Below are 19,428 nucleotides of genomic sequence, written 5' to 3'. Positions count from 1 at the left end.
AAGAGTGTGGAGGGACAACATATGCTGAAAACAGAGCGCCAACAATCAATCTTGGCCATGTGTGAGCGCTATGGGACGATCACCGTGAAGTTTATACAAGAAGTTTTAGATGTTTCTGACATGACCATCCGACGAGATCTGGAGGAGCTGGCACAAAGCCAGAAGCTTTTACGGGTTCACGGTGGCGCACAGAGAATCAACGAGACTGAGGAAATAGGATCTTCTATAGAAGCAAACGAACTTTCCCATAAGGAAAAAAAGAAGCTGCACACTAAAGAAAAAGAATACATTGCAAAAAATGCAGCGGCTTATATCAACCAAGAGGATGACACGATATTTCTCGGCTCAGGAACAACAATTGAGCTGATGACACAATATATCGATTCTCCCTCACTGCGGATCGTGACCAACAGTCTGCCGGTGTTTAAGCTGTTAAGTGAAACTAAAAGCTTTGAGCTCTATTTGATTGGCGGGCTTTATCGTGAGAAGACCGGTGCTTTTGTCGGTTCGATCGCTAATGAGGCTGTTCAGAAAATCGGGATCAAAAAAGCGTTTGTGGGAGTCAACGGGTTAAAAGGACCAGAGGTTTCCAATTTCAGCATTGAAGAAGGGACGCTGCAGAAAATCGTGTTAGACAACGCCGCTGAAAAATGTTTGGTCTCAGACGCAAATAAGTTTGATCATAGTGATTTTTATAATTTCTACGATCTGCGCAAGATTGATGCGCTATTTACGGATTCTACTCTTTCACCAGAACTGAAGAGTTATTATCAGCAATACACTAGGATTATTCAATAGCACGAGTGATCCGCAAAGAACAACGATATCTAACGAGGAGGAAGCAAAAATGCGTGTAGTAATTGGTTCAGACAGTGATGGCATGAGACTTAAGGAAGTAATCAAGAAAGACCTGATCGATAGAGGATTTACAGTAGTAGACAAAAGTGAAACCGCTTCGGAGGATTTTGTCGAATCAACGTTGGCAATCGCCAATGATTTGAATGAAAACGAAGGCAGCTTAGGCGTGGCGATTGATGGCTACGGGGCTGGCAGTTTTATAACCGCAGTGAAGGTAAAAGGCATGGTAGCCGCGGAAGTTTCTGACGAACGCAGTGCCTATATGACAAGAGAACACAACAATTCTCGCATGATAACGTTAGGAGCAAAGATCGTCGGCGAGGAGTTGGCACTAAACATCGTTAGAGAGTTTTTACAAGCGAACTATGACGGCGGCCGTCATCAAGTGCGTGTCGATATGTTGAATAAAATGGCGTAGAAAAATAAGAAGGGATGAATGAAATGAAAATCGCAATTGGCTGTGACCATATCGTCACAGATACTAAAATGGCTGTATCAGATTTCTTAAAATCAAAAGGACATGACGTGTTAGATATGGGGACCTATGATTTTACTCGCACTCATTATCCGATTTATGGAAAAAAAGTAGGCGAAGCAGTAACGAACGGTGAAGCAGATCTAGGGGTTTGCTTATGTGGAACTGGCGTCGGGATAAATAACGCGGCCAATAAAGTTCCAGGTATCCGCAGCGCGTTGGTGCGGGATATGACCACCGCGATTTACGCGAAGGAACAGCTGAACGCAAATGTCATTGGCTTTGGTGCACGAATCACAGGAGAATTTTTGATTTGCGATATTTTAGAGGCGTTCATTCAGGCGGAATATCAAGAAACGGAAGAAAATAAGAAGCTGATCGCGAAAATAGATCATGTTGAAAAAGCCAGCGCTGACCAGTCAGATCCGCATTTCTTCGATGAATTCATCGAAAAATGGGATCGCGGCGAATACCACGATTAAGCAGGTGGCATAATGATTCTTACAATTACAATGAATCCCTCGATTGATATTTCTTATCCTTTGGAAGATTTCAAGCTAGATACTGTCAACCGGGTGAAGAACGTTCGTAAAACGGCTGGCGGCAAGGGATTGAATGTTACTCGCATCTTGAAACAACTGGATGCGGAGGTAGTAGCTAGTGGCTTAATCGGTGGATTTTTAGGCGAAGAGATAAAAAAAGATTTGACGAGCAATCACATTGCTCATGATTTTCTGCCGATCAGTGGAGAAACGAGAAACTGTATCGCTGTTTTACACGACGGTCAGCAAACGGAAATCTTAGAAAGCGGTCCAGTCATTTCAAAAGAAGAAGCACAGGCGTTCTTGAAGCATTTTGGACGATTAGCGACCAAGGCAGATATTCTATCTTTTTCCGGTAGTTTACCCGAAGGCTTGCCAATCGATTTTTACAGTCAGATGCTGCAGATTTGTCAAGAAAAACCAGTTGTTTTGGACTGCTCTGGGGAAGCTCTAACAGAGGTCCTTAAAGGGGAAGTTAAGCCGCGTTTAATCAAACCAAACACCGAGGAATTAGCCGGATTATTGGGGCGCAGGATTTCAACAGACATTGAAGAACTAAAAGCCGCTTTGACAGACCCAATATTTACAGGGATCGAGTGGATCGTCGTTTCTATGGGTGGAGACGGGGCGTTTGCTAAACACCACAAGAAGTTTTATCGCGTAACGATTCCAAAAATAGCTGTCGTCAATCCTGTTGGTTCTGGCGATGCGACGGTTGCCGGCTTGACTGCCGCGATTGAAAAAGGTTCTTCAGATGAGGATGTCCTGAAACAAGGAAATGCCTTAGGGATGTTAAACGCACAAGAAGCAACAACGGGACATATTGAGTTAGCCAATTATCAAGCATTATTCGATCAGATTCTAGTCACGGAAATATAGGAGGATATACAGATGAACGAAGAAAAACGTCAATTTATCAAACAGTTATGCAACGAAGAGGGTGTGATTGGGGCTCTAGCCATCGACCAACGGGGGGCCTTGAAGAAGATGATCACGAAATTCAAGGGAAGTGATGCTGAAGAATCAGAAATCATCGAATTCAAAGAAATCGTTTCTTCTCAATTAACGAGATACGCGTCATCGATTCTTTTAGATCCAGAATATGGTTTACCAGCGGCTGATGCTCGAGCAGAAAATGCCGGCTTATTATTAGCCTATGAAAAAACCGGCTATGATGCTTCTACTCCCGGACGTTTACCAGATTTATTGTCAATTTGGTCAGTGAAACGATTGAAAAAGGCTGGCGCGGATGCTTGCAAGTTCTTATTATATTATGATGTCGATGAATCTGAAGAGATCAACAATCAAAAACATGCCTTCATCGAACGGATCGGCTCAGAATGTCAGGCAGAAAATCTGCCCTTTTTCTTAGAATTAGTTTCCTATGATGCAACTATTTCTGATGCTGCTTCAAGAGAGTATGCAGTGGAGAAACCTCATAAAGTCATCGAAATGATGAAGGAATTCTCCGACCCTCGCTATGGCGTCGATGTATTGAAGGTAGAAGTTCCCGTTAATATGAATTATGTGGAAGGGTATGCTGCTGGAGAAGTCGTTCATACGAAAGCAGAAGCTGCGAACTTCTTCAAAGAACAAGTCGAAGCGACGAGCTTACCATTTATCTTCTTAAGTGCCGGTGTAAAAGCAGCGCTGTTCCAAGAAACGCTGCGCTTTGCGAAGCAGTCTGGATCAACTTTCAATGGGGTACTTTGTGGTCGCGCGACATGGGCTGATGGCGTAGAAAGCTACATTACCAATGGCAAAGAAGCCGCCATCGAATGGATGAACACTCAAGGACGTAAAAATATTGAAGAATTAAATGCTGTATTGAAGGAAACAGCAACTCCTGTGAAGCAATTGGCTGGAACATTAGCATAATAAAAAAACTCCTGGATTGAACACTAGATCGATTACCAATGGTTTGACCAAAAAGTGAACTTTTGGTGGTCACTACATATTGGTGTCTTGTCTGGGATTTTTTTATTTGATGGACGCGAATGATCTGCCTTCAGCTTCTTTTCACTTTATAATGGGAGAGCTGAAAGGTCCTGTGTCATGAACGAATTGATGGCTCTAATATTTTGCATTAAAAATAGAACGTCTCAAGCTGTATGAGGCGCTCTATTTGATTTGAAACGATTCTTCAAAAAAAGTTTGTCGTAATACTTAAAAAACAAACGATAAACATTTTATCTTCTTTAGTCTATAGGAAAGTCGTGATGATACTTCCAACAACGATCAACGTCAAGCCAATCAGTGTATAGCGTGTTTCTTTTGGTGATTTCTTTTCCTTCAAGATGTACATGCCGCCTAAAGTCGAAATAACGACATTCAACTGCGTGATGACATAAGCAGTTGCCACACCGTTTCCTTTAGCAGAGAAAATATAAGCAAAGGCGGAGATGCTGAAGATTGCCCCAACGATTATCGCTTTCCAGCTCTTATCATTTCCAAAAGCTTTTGGCTGTTTCAGAATCACATAGACGGTCGCCGCTAAAAACACTCCCAGCATTTGCGGGAAGAAAATAGCTTCTCCAGAAGCGTCCACTAAATTTGGCAACGCGCTGTAGACCCAATATCCGACACTTGTAGCTACTAAAATCAACAAGCCCTTGGTTTTGCCGTTTCCCTGATCTGGTCCATCGGTGACTGCAGTCAGAGCGGCGCCGACAATCAAGATACCAATAGCCACAAAGCCGATGATCCGTACGGTCGTTCCTGGCCATTCACCAAATAGGAAAACCCCGATTAGCGAGGTTCCGATCAGTTGCAAGCCTGTCGAGATCGGCATTGTTCGCGAGACGCCCAACAGGTTAAAGGCAGTGTATTGTCCTGTTTGTCCAATCACCCAAAAAGCTCCTGACATTAAGGCAATCAAAAAAGTGCTAATAGATAGCGATTGATCGGAAAAGAAAAAGTAAACAAACAATCCGACAATCAGGGTACCGATCCCCGTTCCCAAAATCTCATTGGTGGGACGTCCGCCGATTTTTTTCAAAATCAGCGGCTGAATCCCCCAGCCAATCGCGGGGATCAATGCAATCAAAATATTCATGTGGTTCACTCCGTTCTATTTTTAGCCTCGTCCGCCTTGAAAGGCAGGGTATAAGGTCATTCCGCCATCAACAAATAGGGTGATGCCAGTCACATAGCTCGATTCCTTTGATGCTAGCCACGCAGCGGCAGCGGCTACTTCGCTAGGGTCCCCGATACGCTGCATTGGCACCATGCTAGTAGTGGTTTCCAACTGTTCTTTGTCTTCAAATTTCTTAGCATTGATGGGTGTATTAATCGCACCTGGTCCGATGCAGTTCACGCGAATGCCTTGCTGAGCATACTCCATCGCAATCGATTCAGAGAACAATTTCACACCGCCTTTTGAAGCTGCATAGTGAGCAAAAGTTGGCCACGGAACCTTTTCGTGAACGGAGGACATATTGATGATATTGCCAGGCTTGTCTTCTTTTAGAAAATAATTAATCGCCGCTTTGCTTCCTAGAAAGACGCCAGTCAGGTTAACATCAAGCACCTTTTGCCAGTCTTCCAAGGACAGTTCATGAGTCTTATGGCGATTCTCCATGCCGGCATTGTTGATCCACAGATCCAGTCCGCCAAATTCCTCTAGCGCCGCATTCAACAGTTCTTCCACACCTTTCTCGGTTCCGACATCCGCCTGGACGGCCAGCGCTTTACTACCTTGTGCTTTGATTTCATCGACAACTTCCTTCGCGCCTTCTTCATCTGAATGGTAATTAACCACCACATTCATTTGTTCTTTTCCAAGTCGCTCAGCGATCGCTGTTCCGATTCCTTTTGATCCGCCGGTGATTACAACTGTCTTATTCTTTAAATCTGTGTACATAATAGCGTTCCTCTTTCAAAATTATTTTTTTGTTCCTTTTTACTTTACCGACTTTTTCTTGATGCTGCTAAAAATTTGCTCAAGCGGCACCTCTTTGAGAGAAAAGCGACTCATTAAAGCGCCCCATTCAATGGATAGTAAAAATAATTAAAGAAATGAGAATAGGTAGACAGTCATAAAAAAGTTTGATTAAAAAGCGGAAATGTAGAAATGGATTTTGATAAGAAGAGGAGATATGTGTATTTCCCTATATGAAAGAGTAAATATTGTCGGTATTATGGATGCGGCGATTTAAATGAAAAAGAACAAGGAATACAAATTTTCTTACTAAAAGACTGATATAAAAAATACTGAGACGAATAGACAGCCTCAGCATTTTTTTACATTTTTCTATCAATTTTTATTGTACTGTAGAATAGGCGTTAAATCCGATTCCTTCATCTTTCCAGCCAACTTTGATTAAATGATCTCGCTCGCTTTTTAATAACGTGAAATGATGTGCGCCAGCTTTGGCATTCGGATTATACAGACGATAAACGGGTTCTCCGAGCGTTGCAGGCATAACAAGACTGATATTATCATCATGCCAGCCAACTTTAATTAAATGCTCTTTCTCGTCCTGAAAAGCGGTGTAATGATGATCGCCGGCGTTTGGATTATATATGCGATAAACATAGGCTACTTTAATCGTTGTGGTATACCCCTGACCATAAAAACCGATCCCTTCATCGTTCCAACCAAAGTTCACTAATGTTGCTCTTTCATAATTACTAGGGGTAAAAAGATGTTCGCCAGAATTCGGATTATAGAGTCGGTAGATGGCGTGTCGTGGCGATGCTTCGACAGAAGTCTCAGCAGGTGTCTCAGCAGATGCTTTTGAACCGAAGCCGCCAACTCCTAACAAACAGACCCCAACCAACAGTATCATCATAAGTAGCGAGCGATTTTTTTTCTTCATTTATAACTCCTCCAGACATTTCTTTAAATAAATGGCAGTTCAACTAACTGCAATTTCCCAGCTTATCGAATTTGTTCAATCACCAATGAAAACACTTTATATAATTATATCACAATAATTTTTATGAATAAAACACAAATAACAAATAAAGTTTATTCTGTTTCTGAAATATACATTTGGGAATATTTAATCAGACGATAATTTTTAATGTTGACAAAAATCAAAGAAAATTCACAAAAAGAAAATAGATTTGGTGAACGGACTGTACTATTCTAAAAGGAATAAGAAAGCCAAGGAGTGAAGTTAAAATGCGTGTATTAGTGGTCGAAGACAATCGTGAATTGGCCTTATCGATAAAAAAAGGCTTAGAGCAGGAAAATATTTCAGTGGATCTGGCCTACGACGGAGAAGCAGGGGAAGAGAAGGCCTTTGTGAATGCTTATGATGGGATTTTATTGGACTTAAATTTACCTAGAAAAGACGGTTTGGCTGTTTTACAAAGCTTACGAGCATCTGCAGTAGAGAGTCCGGTTATCATTATTACGGCTCGTGACGAGATTGAAGAACGGGCGAAGGGGCTAGATTTTGGTGCGGATGACTATTTAGTGAAGCCTTTTGAATTATTAGAATTAAATGCGCGGCTACGTGCAGTCGTTCGACGGTATCATGGACGTTCGTTACCGCAAGTTAAAGTAGGGGCGCTGACTGTAGATCCTGTGTGCCGAAGAGTGGATTACCAACAAAAGGAAATCTTGTTAAAACCGAAGGAGTTCGATATTTTACTCTGTATCGCGCAGCGCTATCCAGCCGTCGTTTCATCAGAGGAAATCTCTGAACACGTTTACGATGAGAACTATGACCCCTTTTCGTCAGTGTTAAGGGTTCATTTGGCACGTTTGAAGAAGAAATTGTCTGAAGGAGCGGAGAAAGAAATTCTGAAAACCATTCGAGCAAAGGGGTATCAATTATGCGAGTAAACCTAAAAATGACAGTCACAATGCTACTGTTTTCCTTACTTGTCACAGGAGCAATTCTAGCCAGTTTTTTCCTACTGCGAAACAATATTCAAGGCGTTAGTATCTCTTCCTCATTCTCAGAAGACATGTTTTTCATGGAGTCGGAATCAACATCTCCGATAGAAGCGAAAGGAGATGCTTCCGAAGCCGAAAATGCGCAGGTCGTGAATGTCTCCATGCTGGATAAAGCTTATCAAAATGAACTGTTCAAGTATTTACCGACGATTGCTTTAGTGATTTGCTCTGCAGTTTTACTACTGACTTTTTTATTATGGGTTATCTTACGTAAGATTTATAACAATCATATCTTAGCGATTACTCATGAATTGAATTTTATTGATCAATTGCCGAAAGATACAGTAAAAGACAAGGTTCTAAGTGAAGCCTTCAACAAGCTGAAGGACAGATTTGATCGTCATTTAGAAGATTATCGACGGTTGAACAGTTACTTGACTCATGAACAAAAAAATGCCATCGCTATTTTACGGACTAATTTGGAAATTGAGCGTAAGCAAAAGGAAAACCAACAGAATTTAGCACTATTAGACCGCTTGACCGATAGCATTGACGACATTCTAACACTCTCTAATAATACAGATGATTTAAAGGATGAAATGGTGGATGTTTCCTTAGTCTGTGCAGAAGTTTGCGACAGCTATAAAAAGAATTATCCTGATCTAATTTTTGAGTTCAATGAGCAGGATACTACCCTCATCCATGGACGGGACCGATGGATTTATCGCGCAGTTTCAAACTTAGTGGACAATGCCATAAAATACGGGAATGGAAAAGTAGTAACAGTATCTATTTCTAATACGAAGGGCAGTGTAGTGATTCGAGTGAAGGACAATGGTATGGGGATTCCGCAAGAAAAGCAGTCCGCGATTTTTTCTCATCGCTATCGTATCAACGGATTGAAACAAGACGGCTACGGAATCGGTCTTTCTGTAGTTTCACATGTCTGTGATTTGTGTCGCGGATTTGTCTATTTGGAAAGTGAAGAAAAACGAGGCTCTACATTCTATCTGAGTTTTCCTAGTGTGGGTTAACATTCAGTTAACAATGTATTTGCTACTATACGCTCATAGGAGGAGACGAAAGCGATGATCATCATCCGACATGCTTGGCTAAATCTTAAGCGAAACCGAAACAGTCACCTGAAAACAGGTTGCTTTATGTTAGTAATTTTACTGGTGATATATTCACTTGTTCAATGCTATCAATTAGCTACTGCTTATTATGCGGATTATCAGGAGCAAGCTGCAACGGTGGTTAAAGGCGTGCAAGATTTAAATAAAACGGGACAAGCAAAAGAGTTCAATTTAACCGATTATGAGAATTTGAAGAATCAAGATTATGTGAAGCAGGCACAATTTGTGGGAGAAGGGGTCGTAGCCACATCTCTCCTTCAGCCAAAAGAGAGTAACCAAGAGGAGACAGCCTTCTCAAGTTTTTCAACTGGGGAAAACAAGGCTACTTTTTTTCCAATTGTTTTGCTGGATAAAGGATCTTTAAAAAAACTTTTAACGAGGAATAAAAAAGACCTTCAAGGGACTATTCCAGATGAAAAGAACACCTGTGTTATCAGTGATGTTTTAGCAAAAGCGAATCATTTGAAGGTGAAAGATATCTTGACAGTTGGTACAAAAGGACAGAAGCAAAAAATAAAGATTGCAGGAGTAGCCAAATTTTCAACAAGTGAATGGCTTTCTCCAAATAATGGGCTTCTTATTAGCTGGGAAACGGGCGAATCACTTAAAAAAAGCATAGTGCAAACGATCTCAACGGTAACCTTTCAATTAACGAGTAAAAAAGAAATCGTGCGTTTTAAAAATGATTTAAAAAAAATGGAGTCCTTTAAAGACTATGTTCTGATCAGTCAGAGTTGGGCGCAAGGAATGCTACAGTCATTTAAAGATACGTTAGAGCTACTATTTAACGGATTAATTGTTACTTGGATTGTTGGGATAGTACTGGTAACCGTTGTTTGGCAACAAACGCTCAAACACCGTCAAGATTTTTACAGCTTGCATTTAATGGGAATGCCGCGGCAAACTTTAGTGTCAAGCAGCTTATTGGAGCATATAGTTCTTATGCTTGGTGTTGGAGCTATTGCATGTTTTGCTGCACAGCATTTAAGTAGATGGATGACTAATGAATGGCTACTAAAAATTCAAAAAGACCTAATAAAGCAAGAACCTTTAATGGATTGGCTTTTTCCTCAAATTGGCTACGGAAGTGTTTCAACGAATAGCTGGGTACATTATTTGCCGAAAGTGTTTTTAGGCATTTATTTGCTGATTCTACTGGTAACAATTAATCTCCGGGTAGCAAAGGTTATCCAAGTTCCGTACAGGAGGAAATACGCCAATGAGTAATTGGGTTTTAAAGAATCTTGATTATCAGTATATGCAATCGGAGATCACTACCTTCACTGGGATTCAAGGAAGCTTTCAAACAGGAAAAAGCTATCAGATTCTTGGTGCCTCTGGCAGTGGGAAGAGCACGCTTTTAGCGTTACTCGCAGGGGTAACTGTTTGCAGTAGAGGTTCGCTGACTTTTGATGGACAGGAACTAGCCGTGCTCAATCGTGATGCTTATCGAGGAAGTGAGGTTGCTTGCTTGTTTCAAGAAAGCTGCTTACTAAAGGATTCTCCGATAGGAAATCTAGAGCTGGAAGTTTTGCTTTCAGGTGCTCATTCAAACAAAGAAGTTTTAAAGCAAACATTGTTTTCCGTAGGATTGATGGAGAAACAATTAAAGCTCCCAGTCGAAAAGCTAGCGAAAAAAGATCGCCAACTCGTCGCTTTAGCGAAATTGCTGGTGAAGCCGCAGGCGAAGCTGATTCTTGTTGATGAACCAGAAAAGCTTTTTAGTGAATGCGGGGTATCTTATGCTTTAAAAAAACTCAGAAGCTATTGCCTGCAACAAAAGAAATGTCTGATTTTTACAACACAGACGCTGCAATCGGTTAAACTTGCGGATGAATTATGGGGGCTTAACGGAGGGAAACTTCTCTTTATTAAGGGCGATACTCCTAAATAAGATCTTGCTTTCCAACCATCTAAGTTCTTGGATAGAAAGGATCCTACGATGAATTATTGGAAACGAGCGAAAAATAGTATTTTTAGAACCAAAGCAAAATCATTGATCTTGTTCGCAGTTATTTTTGTTTTAGGAAACGTCATTGCTGGTGCGATCGCGATTCAACAATCAACGGCAAATGTAGAAAAGAAGATGAAACAACAGCTTGGAGCGACGGTTGCGCCAGAACTAGATTTAAATAAACTACTTGAACAACAAGAAAACGGGAATGTTCAGGCGGTAAGTAAACCAGAGACATTGAACGAAGAGACAATAAAAAAAATGGGAAGTTCCCCCTACGTGAAGGATTATGATTATAGTTACATGTCCTATTTACCTGTGAAGAACTTTAAGACTTATGAAATGAAGCAGGAGGGAGACGTACAGTTTTCAACGGGATTCAAATCGATGAACTTAAAAGGCGGAAACAGTACCGAGCCAATGGATTTCAAAAATAAGAAGGTCAAATTGGTTGATGGTCGGATGCTAACCAAAGAAGAACTCGCTGGAAAGAAGCCTGTAGCTTTGATCTCGAAAAAGGTTGCAGATGAAAATGGCTTATCTGTTGGCGATCAAATGGTGTTAGATACTGTGACTGTTTCTCAAAAAGAGGACGGCACGATGGACACACAGGATTCAACACAGCATGCCATCAAAGTCGTCGGGCTTTTTGAGCCAATCAAACTAGAAAAAAAGAAAAGCGATGGACAAAACGGTCAAGAAGCAATGAACCAGCAAATGACAGAGATGGAGTTGTACAATACGGCTTTCTTGTCAAATGGACTAGTGCGTGAAATCAATAAAATTGAAGTGGAGAATCAATCTTCTGACTCTCAAGAAGAGGTATTAGAGCAAGTAGCGCCAGTCTTCACATTAAAATCACCTGACGATGTGGATGCCTTCAAAGCAGAAATCAAACCTTTGCTTCCAGAAGGTTATAAAGCAATGGCTTCTACCGATGAATTTGATAAGGTCGGTAGTAGTGTGAAACGTCTATCGAAAATTTCAGGGTATGTGGTACTATTAGCCGTTTTGGCTTCACTATTGATTATATCATTGGTTGTGGTGCTATTTATGAAGGATCGCCGTCATGAATGGGGGATCTATTTATCGCTAGGAGAACATCGGAAAAACATTATGAAGCAAGTGATCGCTGAACTGTTTGTAATTAGTCTTGCCGCCTTATTGTTCTCTCTTTTGTCAGGAAACATTTTAGGAAAAATGGTTTCCGAGTCATTGTTGGCGGGAGACACGATCGACCAAGCAGCACAAACTATGGGCAATCAAGTAATCTCGATGAGTGGCGTTTCTGTCTTAGGCTCATCACTCACAAATCAAGATGTGCTAAGCAACTATGAAGTGCGTTTTTCAATCTCGTATATCGTGACTTTTCTTACCGCAGGTCTTGGAACGATCTTATTGGCTGCTATCTTGCCGCTGACGTATGTCATGCGTCTGAATCCAAAGAAAATAATGATGTAGGGGGAACTAGTCATGACTATTTTAGAAACAAAAGAATTGGGCTATTTTTATCAGGATGGCAGTAAACGTCGTATGATTCTACAGGATACGTCGGTAAAATTTGAAAAAGGCCGTTTTTATACGATTTTAGGGGAATCAGGCTCAGGAAAAACAACCTTTTTATCCTTAATCAGTGCCTTGGATGAACCAACATTTGGCGAGGTTCTCTATAATGGGGAAGACATTAAGAAAATTGGCTATGATCAATTTCGTCGAGATAATGTTAGTATTATTTTTCAAAATTACAATCTGGTTCCCTATCTAACAGGGTTAGAAAATGTTTTAGTTGCGATGGCGATCACTGATAATGAAATGCCGAAGGAAACGGAGGAAATTGCCTATAATTTGTTAGACTACATTGGAATCACTAAAGTCAAAGCAGACCGCCTAGTCAATCAGCTTTCTGGTGGCGAACAGCAGAGAATCGCGATTGCTCGAGCCTTAGCTACAAATGTAGACATTATATTAGCGGATGAACCTACAGGAAATCTTGATGTCAGCATGGAGGAGGAGATCGTAACGATTTTTAAGGATTTGGCGTCCATTCACAATAAATGTGTCATCGTAGTTACCCATTCGCGTGAAATTGCGGAACAGTCAGATGAGATATACTATCTAAGTCAAGGTGAGCTGCTGCCGTATGAGTGATTTTCTATCAAATTTCAACGGAGACAACTATCAACGTCGTAAGGAAGAAAAATCTCCGCGAAAACACGACTCACAGAGGGCAATTAATGATGGGCAGGAAAAGGAGCCAAAAGACAGAGGACAAGTAGTTGTTCCTAAAACAGAGAAGCAACCTTCTGATCCAAAGCCGAAACGGAGAAATAAAATTCAACAAGAGAATGAAGCATTTGAACTTTCTTATAAGAAGCAAAAGCAACGTAAACGACGCTGGCTTCTCATTGGTATTGCTTTAGTTGGCCTCCTTGTTAGCTTTCTTTATTATCAACAGACTTACGTGAAAGTTCCGAATTTTGTTGGAAAAAACCTGACAGATGTCCAAGTGTGGGCAACAGAAAATAAACTGAAAACTAAAATCAAGCAAACCTACGCTCGAAGCAAGGAAGCCAACACGATTCTTTCTCAAAAACAAAAACCCGGCTCTCGAATAAAAAAGAGCAAGACGTTGACTGTCACGAACAGTTTAGGTGCTGATCCAAAAGAAAAGCTTCCATTGCCGGATTTTATGAAAATGAATAAGCAGCAGGCTGAAAGATGGATCAAAGAAAACCAGGCTGAAAATCTTTCACTGATAGAAGAGTACAGTGACACAATTGAAAAAGGAAAACCCATTCGTAGTGAAATCAAAAACGCCGAAGTGACACCTGAAACCTATCAACGAAAAGATCCAGCAAAGGTCTATTTCTCAAAAGGCAAACAAACCTATCAAAAAGATATCAAGGTACCAGATTTTCAACGAAAACCGCGCAGTGAAGTGGAAACATGGGCAAAAAACAATGAGATTGATATGACCTATGAAGAAACGACTTCTAATGAGATTCCAGCGGATAGTATTGTCGCGCAAAGTATTGCTAAGGACGAAAAAATTGCGAAAAAGGATAAAATGACTGTGACAGTCTCGCTAGGGAAAGGCTTTATAGTACCTAATTTTTCCGACTATAGCCTGGAAGATGCCAGTACAGCCTTAGAAGGTGTGCAAATTCAAGCTAAAGGGATCTATACAGAGAATTTGCCCTATGGTCAACTCGTTTCACAAAGTGTAGAGGCAGGGAAGGTTTTAAGTGCTAAAGATGATTTGACCATTAAGGTACTCTATTCATTGGGTCGCCCTTATATGAAGGATTTACGCGGAAGCATGGTGGAAGGCGGACTGCAAAAATACTTTCACGATGAGTTTCAATCAAAAGGTGCGAATGTTCATTATGTCATCCGACAGGTCGATTCAGATCAGCCAAAGGGAACGGTCGTTGGGATGAGCCACTTCAGTGAATATATCCCATTGAACTTGACTGTTTCAATTGATATCAGCTTAGGTAACTTAGGTTCGGCGCCGACGAGCTTCCCTAACAACGCTGGTGGGGTAGATAATGGTGAGAATCAGGAAAGCCCGAGTGAATAAATGAATAAAGCTGTAAAAAATAGCCTATTTCTAAGCTTGATATGTTCGTTTTTATCGAGTAAATAAATATAAAGAATAAACTCATTCAGCATTGCTACGAATGAGTTTATTTATGTGTGATAAAATATAATTGTTTGTGTTATAATATAAATATATTTGATGACTATACAATGAAAAAAGCCATTTATTCTATTTTTTGAACGGAGGGATTGAGAATGGACGGCACAACTAGCGAACAAGACAAGATTCGTCGCCTGACATTGTTGATTTCAGTGATGCTGCTAATGATCAGTGGGGGTGCGTATTTCCTTTATGAATACACGTATCAGACAAAAATTCAGGTGAATGTAACGAGTAAGAGAGTATTGCCAAATACTGGGGCTAAGAAAAAGTCTATTGATCATTCTGCTCAAAATGTGGAGAAACCTCAGAGCATCGAAGAGACTGATCGCGGTAATGATGTACCAATAACTTTAGAACTAGTTTCCTTGAATCAGCCACCAGCTGCTAACGAGAATCTTTTGAAAACAAACCATTCAATGAATTCTCGTCCAAGAATCTTCAGATTGAGTGATGAAATAGAGGTTTTGCCGTAAAATTTTCTTATTTTCAATAGTTAGGAATAAGAGGATTTTTAAAACTATTCGGATCATGTCTTTTTAGTCCTGTATCACAAACGATATATTCTCTAAATCAATTTTACTAATCTAAGAGAGAGTTTATTGGGAAGAATATTCAACCTTATCTTTTGTGGAAATTTTAAAAAGTTAAATCATATCAAGATTAAAATCATAGTATATTTTATATCAAATAAAATTATATTCCTTCACTGAGAAATTTAGTGAGGGATTTTTTTGTGAAGAGGCTACAGCGGATAAGTTATATAAATTAAAATTTTCTTGTGATTTTGACTATTATTTTCGTGTGGATCATTAATTAGATAATTTTTATCAAATAAAAGTTAAATAATAAGGGGTATAAAACTTTAAATGTCATTTGTCCAAAAAAATATTTCGTTATTTTTATGTGATGAAAGTAAGTTAAAATTTGAAATTAAACAAATATAGATGTTTTTTTAGTGTGATTTTAGTGTTAAAAGTAAGTATATTTTTTGACATATGCCGGATTGAAAGTATATGATTTTATTATAAATTGCTAATGACTATTATCTAGTAAAGACAATAAGTTTGATTAATAATTATTTAATGCAATTTTTAAACCAGTAATAAATAAAAAAGTGAGGAATAAATAATGTATAAAAAGTTACGTTACGCTTTTTATTCTTGTCTAATTTGTCTGGTTCTATTTCCTTCTTTCATATGGTCCAATCAGTCAAGAGCGACTGAAATCAGTACATCCGAAGAACAAAAGGAAATCTCAGACACTTTGAAAGAGCTCTCTAGCGAATCATCAATACCCGAACCTACGCAAAGTAGTTCTGTGCAGAATGAGAATATCGATGAAACGGAAGTATCTCAAGCACCTTCAATTGGTAGTTCGATAGAAGAGCAAAAAGAATCTGAAACATTAAACACTTTAGAACCGACTACTTCTGAAGAGGAGCCGATAAGAAGCCGCCAAACAAGATCCGACGGAATAACGTGGACAGTCGTAAATGATTCTCAAGAGTTGAAAGCAGAACTTGCGAAAACTGATCCACCTACACATATCAAACTTGGTGGTAATGGCGTTTTTACATTGAGTACCGCGGTTCCTGTAAAGTCTAATGTTGTCATTGATGGTGACGGAAGAACGGTCTCCTATCCAGATGATGGGATTTCAAAAGGAATATATGCGGATAATACGAACATCGAAGTAACCTTTCAAAATATGACTTTTGGTAGCCCAGATTTCTCAGTTCCTATGAAAAATATCAATGGTATCTTCCCTTCTTCTAGCTCTGAGGTAGTGAAACTAAATATTGAAAATGTAACCTATTATTCCAACAATCGCGCTCAAGCTTTTCAAAATTATGCAGATGGGTCTGTAATCCAGTTCTCAGGAGAAAATGAGTTTATTTTAGAAGGAAATGGGCAGGAATTTGCAGAGGCGAGTAACTTTATCTTTGAAAAGGACAGTAATACAAAAGTTAAGCACGAAACAAATTATGATCTAGGATTTATTTGGTCCAAGAATTCTAAAACCCCCGCGAATATAAGCTTAAGTGAAGGTGCAGTTTTAGATATAGAAACGAATCATAGCTTTGTTTATAACAGTATTAAAAGTGGTGAACTCACTGTCGGGAAAGACGCAAAATTATTGATCAAATCTGTTAATCCAAGAGTTCTTTCTAGTAAGAATCCTATTTATTTTAGTGATGATAAGTGGAATATTTCAGTAAATGAGAATGGACTATTGGATATTAGTTTTCCTAATTCTATCCGTTTGGCTAACCCTAGTAACATTTATATCGGAAAAGGCGCGGATGCTCGCTTTAAAGCGACAGAAGATAAGAGTGTATTTGGTGGAACAGTAAGAGCCAATTCTACCTTTGTCATTGATAATGCCAATTTAGTGGAATTTACAGCGGCGGCAGATAATGACACTAATCCAATTGGTTTTGTAGGCGGGAACAATAATTTTTCCTTTGCTCCATTCGCTGCTGCAGAAGGTGATCAACAAGGAACAGAAGGATATGCCATTCGTACTACACCGAGCTTTGCGATTAACTCACAAAAAGCTGCGGGTACTTGGAACATTTCAACTGGGGATATCACAAGAGAAGCTGTGACGGATACAAATGATTTTACGGCTGAAGAAAAGAATGCCATGAAGACAGCAACCACTATCCGATTAGTAAAAATTCCAGAACCTCGATCACAGATAGCTACATTGAAGAAAACATCAAATTACCTTGATTTTAACGTTCGATTATCTAATTATGAATTATTTAATAACACATTTAAACAAGTAAGGTATCGATTATATTCCAAAGAAGTTGATGATCCTACAGAGGATTCTGTCGATTTTGTCGCAGAAAAAACGACCACTACAATCGATGGTGAAGTTACCTTTGACGGCTTGGAGCAAGACACTAAATATTGGTTATATGCTCAAATTGAATGTGATCCGAGCGGACAGTCAAGTTATTGGTTCGAGGACACGGTTAAAACGAAGGCGATGATTAATGTGGAAGTTCCAACGTATATCGCATTTCGAACAGATATGGATGCCAATATTGTGCAGGATAGAGAGTATGCCATCAAAAATAATGGGACCTCTCCAGTAGATATTAAAGTCGATAGTTTCCAAGTGAAAAGTAATCCTAACAACATTCCATTGCTATCAGAAACGGATTTAAATAGCTCAGCAGAAGGATTATTCTTAAAACTGGTTAGTGAAGATCCTCAAGGAATCGAATTGGTGAATTTAGAAAATCCTGTCACAAAGCCACTGTTCGGAACGATTGATGGCGGTAATTCAAAAAAAATTGGTTTAGGTGGGAAATATCAAGGAACAATCGAAGAAGTAATGCAATTAGATTCTCAATTGACGCTGTTGATTGAAGATGGCAGTACAGAGGAGGGAACCCCTTAATGAAAGAATTCTACAATAAACACAAAAAAAAGATTTTAGTCCTGCTTTTATTACTCCTCCTTATTGGTGGAGCGGCAGGCTACTTCTTAACAAGACAAGAACCGCAAGCTGTATCTGTAATCAGCGGAGAATTTTTACCAGAAGGAAAAGATGCTTCGAAGATTTCAGAGAAAGAATTAAAGCAATTAGCACAAAAAGAAGTAGATAAGAGTAAGTTCAACATGATGATTGTTCCTGAAGCGACAATTGATCAACAGACATTAAAAGGCAATATCACGATACGCAATCCAAAGGAAAATGCCTATCCAGTAAATGTCGAAATCAGAGATAAAGAAACAAATGAAATTGTTTATACCTCCGGTGCGATCAAGCCCGGGTATGAAATAAAAGAAGGAACTTTAGAAAAACGATTAGAGAAAGGGGACCATAAAGCAACCGCATTATTCAGTATTTATGATCCTGAAACAAAAGAAAAACAGGGTCAAGTGGCAGCTGGTATTACACTAAAAATCCAATAAAAAAAGAGGAGAAACGACAATGAAAAAAATTATGGCAGGTTTATTAGTAGCAGGAGCATGTTTTGGAATGGCTTTACCATCAGTAGTTAACGCAGCAGATGTAAATGGTGAAGGATCAGCAGATGTAACAGTAAACGGTACGATTGGAATGGATAATACAGATCCAACATCACCGATCGAAGAAGGAAACGATTCGTGGGTTAATGTTACTTTGGATACAGCGACAGTTTTTTATAATGTTAATGGACAAACGTCAATTGAATCACCAACCTATAGTATTAAAAATAATTCTGGACGTCCGGTAGCAGTATCTGTAGAAAAATTTGAGCATAAAAGCGCTTCTGATGCATATACACCGATCAGCAGCTTGAACCTAAAAATTGGCGATGGAACAACGAGTGAGAAATTGATTGATAGTAGCACTTTAAATACTACATTTGCTAGTAGCCCATTAGTTACATTAGCCAATAAAGATGGCAATTTTATAGAAGGTGACCAATCAGATTTATCAAAAGCGGAAACAACTTTTAGTTATGATGGAGAGTTGACTGCAGCTTCTATAGCAAAAACAACGCCTGAATTTACAATGACTTTAAAGCTTGATGTCCCAACAACACCAGCTTGGAAATAATTAATTTAATTAGTAACAGGATTTGAGGGGTGACGATGGGAAATGAAATTGAAGTCAAAGGGTTCATCGGGCTAGACCCATCCACCGATCCTTTGACAAACGATCAAACGAATGTAGAAAGTTCTAAACCCAAAAGCATTCGGATGCATACGACTGTTTCCAAACAGTATCCACAAACCAATGATCAAATAAGCACGCAATTTCAATTAGCAGGAATTTGGCTTATTCTGTTCGTGATCATCCTATGGCTCATCAGAAAAGAATGGTTGAAAAAAGAGCCTGCATATTCTTCTAAAGAGTGAAGACAGTATATAAAAAGTGAAGGCAGCGATATCAATTTTTG

At 39.5% G+C, this 19,428-nt stretch carries 20 protein-coding genes; 17 read left to right on the top strand and 3 right to left on the bottom strand.

Annotation, left to right across the window (positions count from 1 at the left end):
* Positions 1 to 21: 21 nt before the first annotated feature.
* From IGI50_RS18655 to lacD, 5 genes are read left to right on the top strand one after another with little or no spacing between them, the layout of a single operon-like run.
* Positions 22 to 798, top strand: a complete 777-nt coding sequence (locus IGI50_RS18655; protein ID WP_438778078.1) for a DeoR/GlpR family DNA-binding transcription regulator — start codon at positions 22 to 24, stop codon at positions 796 to 798.
* A gap of 49 nt (positions 799 to 847) precedes the next feature.
* Entirely contained in the window at positions 848 to 1,276 is a 429-nt protein-coding gene (gene lacA / locus IGI50_RS18650) for a galactose-6-phosphate isomerase subunit LacA (RefSeq protein ID WP_438778077.1), read from the top strand.
* A 23-nt stretch (positions 1,277 to 1,299) separates the two neighbouring features.
* A complete protein-coding gene (lacB, locus tag IGI50_RS18645; protein ID WP_438778076.1) occupies positions 1,300 to 1,815 on the top strand; it encodes a galactose-6-phosphate isomerase subunit LacB in 516 nt (171 codons plus the stop codon).
* Positions 1,816 to 1,827: 12 nt separating this feature from the next.
* Positions 1,828 to 2,754 (top strand): tagatose-6-phosphate kinase, encoded by a 927-nt coding sequence (gene lacC, locus IGI50_RS18640; protein WP_438778075.1) that lies wholly within the window; start codon positions 1,828 to 1,830, stop codon positions 2,752 to 2,754.
* A 12-nt stretch (positions 2,755 to 2,766) separates the two neighbouring features.
* The gene (gene lacD / locus IGI50_RS18635) at positions 2,767 to 3,753 is read left to right on the top strand and encodes a tagatose-bisphosphate aldolase (RefSeq protein ID WP_438778074.1); all 987 of its coding nucleotides are present in this window, start codon (positions 2,767 to 2,769) and stop codon (positions 3,751 to 3,753) included.
* Positions 3,754 to 4,078: 325 nt separating this feature from the next.
* On the opposite strand, the gene IGI50_RS18630 is transcribed toward lacD, so the two are convergent.
* The 3 genes from IGI50_RS18630 to IGI50_RS18620 form a co-directional block, all read right to left on the bottom strand.
* Positions 4,079 to 4,930, bottom strand: a complete 852-nt coding sequence (locus tag IGI50_RS18630; protein WP_438778073.1) for a GRP family sugar transporter — start codon at positions 4,928 to 4,930, stop codon at positions 4,079 to 4,081.
* 21 nt (positions 4,931 to 4,951) lie between these two features.
* Positions 4,952 to 5,737 carry a glucose-1-dehydrogenase gene (locus IGI50_RS18625; RefSeq protein ID WP_438778072.1) on the bottom strand — a complete coding sequence of 262 codons (786 nt, stop codon included), beginning with the start codon at positions 5,735 to 5,737 and terminating at the stop codon, positions 4,952 to 4,954.
* A gap of 400 nt (positions 5,738 to 6,137) precedes the next feature.
* Positions 6,138 to 6,695, bottom strand: a complete 558-nt coding sequence (locus IGI50_RS18620) for a hypothetical protein (RefSeq protein WP_438778071.1) — start codon at positions 6,693 to 6,695, stop codon at positions 6,138 to 6,140.
* Positions 6,696 to 7,003: 308 nt separating this feature from the next.
* Between IGI50_RS18620 and IGI50_RS18615 the strand changes: the two genes are divergently transcribed.
* The 12 genes from IGI50_RS18615 (at position 7,004) to IGI50_RS18560 (ending at position 19,387) form a co-directional block, all read left to right on the top strand.
* Positions 7,004 to 7,672: a response regulator transcription factor gene (locus tag IGI50_RS18615; RefSeq protein ID WP_070509485.1), complete on the top strand. Its 669-nt coding sequence runs from the start codon at positions 7,004 to 7,006 to the stop codon at positions 7,670 to 7,672.
* A complete protein-coding gene (locus tag IGI50_RS18610; protein ID WP_438778070.1) occupies positions 7,663 to 8,760 on the top strand; it encodes a sensor histidine kinase in 1,098 nt (365 codons plus the stop codon). Before IGI50_RS18615 ends, IGI50_RS18610 begins: the two co-directional genes overlap by 10 nt.
* Positions 8,761 to 8,814: 54 nt before the next feature.
* Positions 8,815 to 10,089: a hypothetical protein gene (locus IGI50_RS18605; RefSeq protein ID WP_438778069.1), complete on the top strand. Its 1,275-nt coding sequence runs from the start codon at positions 8,815 to 8,817 to the stop codon at positions 10,087 to 10,089.
* A complete protein-coding gene (locus IGI50_RS18600; RefSeq protein WP_438778068.1) occupies positions 10,082 to 10,756 on the top strand; it encodes an ATP-binding cassette domain-containing protein in 675 nt (224 codons plus the stop codon). The genes IGI50_RS18605 and IGI50_RS18600 overlap by 8 nt, the downstream gene beginning before the upstream one ends.
* A 48-nt stretch (positions 10,757 to 10,804) precedes the next feature.
* Positions 10,805 to 12,277, top strand: coding sequence for an FtsX-like permease family protein (locus IGI50_RS18595; RefSeq protein ID WP_438778067.1), 1,473 nt, complete (start codon positions 10,805 to 10,807; stop codon positions 12,275 to 12,277).
* Between the two features lie 12 nt (positions 12,278 to 12,289).
* On the top strand, positions 12,290 to 12,964 hold the full coding sequence (locus IGI50_RS18590) for an ABC transporter ATP-binding protein (protein ID WP_070509481.1): 675 nt from the start codon (positions 12,290 to 12,292) through the stop codon (positions 12,962 to 12,964).
* Entirely contained in the window at positions 12,957 to 14,399 is a 1,443-nt protein-coding gene (locus tag IGI50_RS18585; RefSeq protein WP_438778066.1) for a PASTA domain-containing protein, read from the top strand. Before IGI50_RS18590 ends, IGI50_RS18585 begins: the two co-directional genes overlap by 8 nt.
* Before the next feature lie 215 nt (positions 14,400 to 14,614).
* Positions 14,615 to 14,995, top strand: coding sequence for a hypothetical protein (locus IGI50_RS18580; protein ID WP_438778065.1), 381 nt, complete (start codon positions 14,615 to 14,617; stop codon positions 14,993 to 14,995).
* 655 nt (positions 14,996 to 15,650) lie between these two features.
* Entirely contained in the window at positions 15,651 to 17,936 is a 2,286-nt protein-coding gene (locus IGI50_RS18575; protein WP_438778064.1) for a hypothetical protein, read from the top strand.
* Positions 17,936 to 18,454 (top strand): hypothetical protein, encoded by a 519-nt coding sequence (locus IGI50_RS18570; RefSeq protein WP_070509477.1) that lies wholly within the window; start codon positions 17,936 to 17,938, stop codon positions 18,452 to 18,454. Before IGI50_RS18575 ends, IGI50_RS18570 begins: the two co-directional genes overlap by 1 nt.
* Positions 18,455 to 18,473: 19 nt before the next feature.
* Complete coding sequence (locus IGI50_RS18565; RefSeq protein WP_438778063.1) at positions 18,474 to 19,085, top strand: hypothetical protein; 612 nt, start codon at positions 18,474 to 18,476, stop codon at positions 19,083 to 19,085.
* A 35-nt stretch (positions 19,086 to 19,120) separates the two neighbouring features.
* Positions 19,121 to 19,387 carry an LPXTG cell wall anchor domain-containing protein gene (locus IGI50_RS18560; RefSeq protein ID WP_438778062.1) on the top strand — a complete coding sequence of 89 codons (267 nt, stop codon included), beginning with the start codon at positions 19,121 to 19,123 and terminating at the stop codon, positions 19,385 to 19,387.
* Positions 19,388 to 19,428: the final 41 nt, after the last annotated feature.

Origin of the sequence: Enterococcus sp. DIV0170, assembly GCF_051710765.1 — a bacterium.
Taxonomy (GTDB): domain Bacteria; phylum Bacillota; class Bacilli; order Lactobacillales; family Enterococcaceae; genus Enterococcus_A; species Enterococcus_A raffinosus.
Note: the sequence above shows the minus strand (reverse complement) of the source record. Positions and strands in the feature narration are given on the sequence as shown.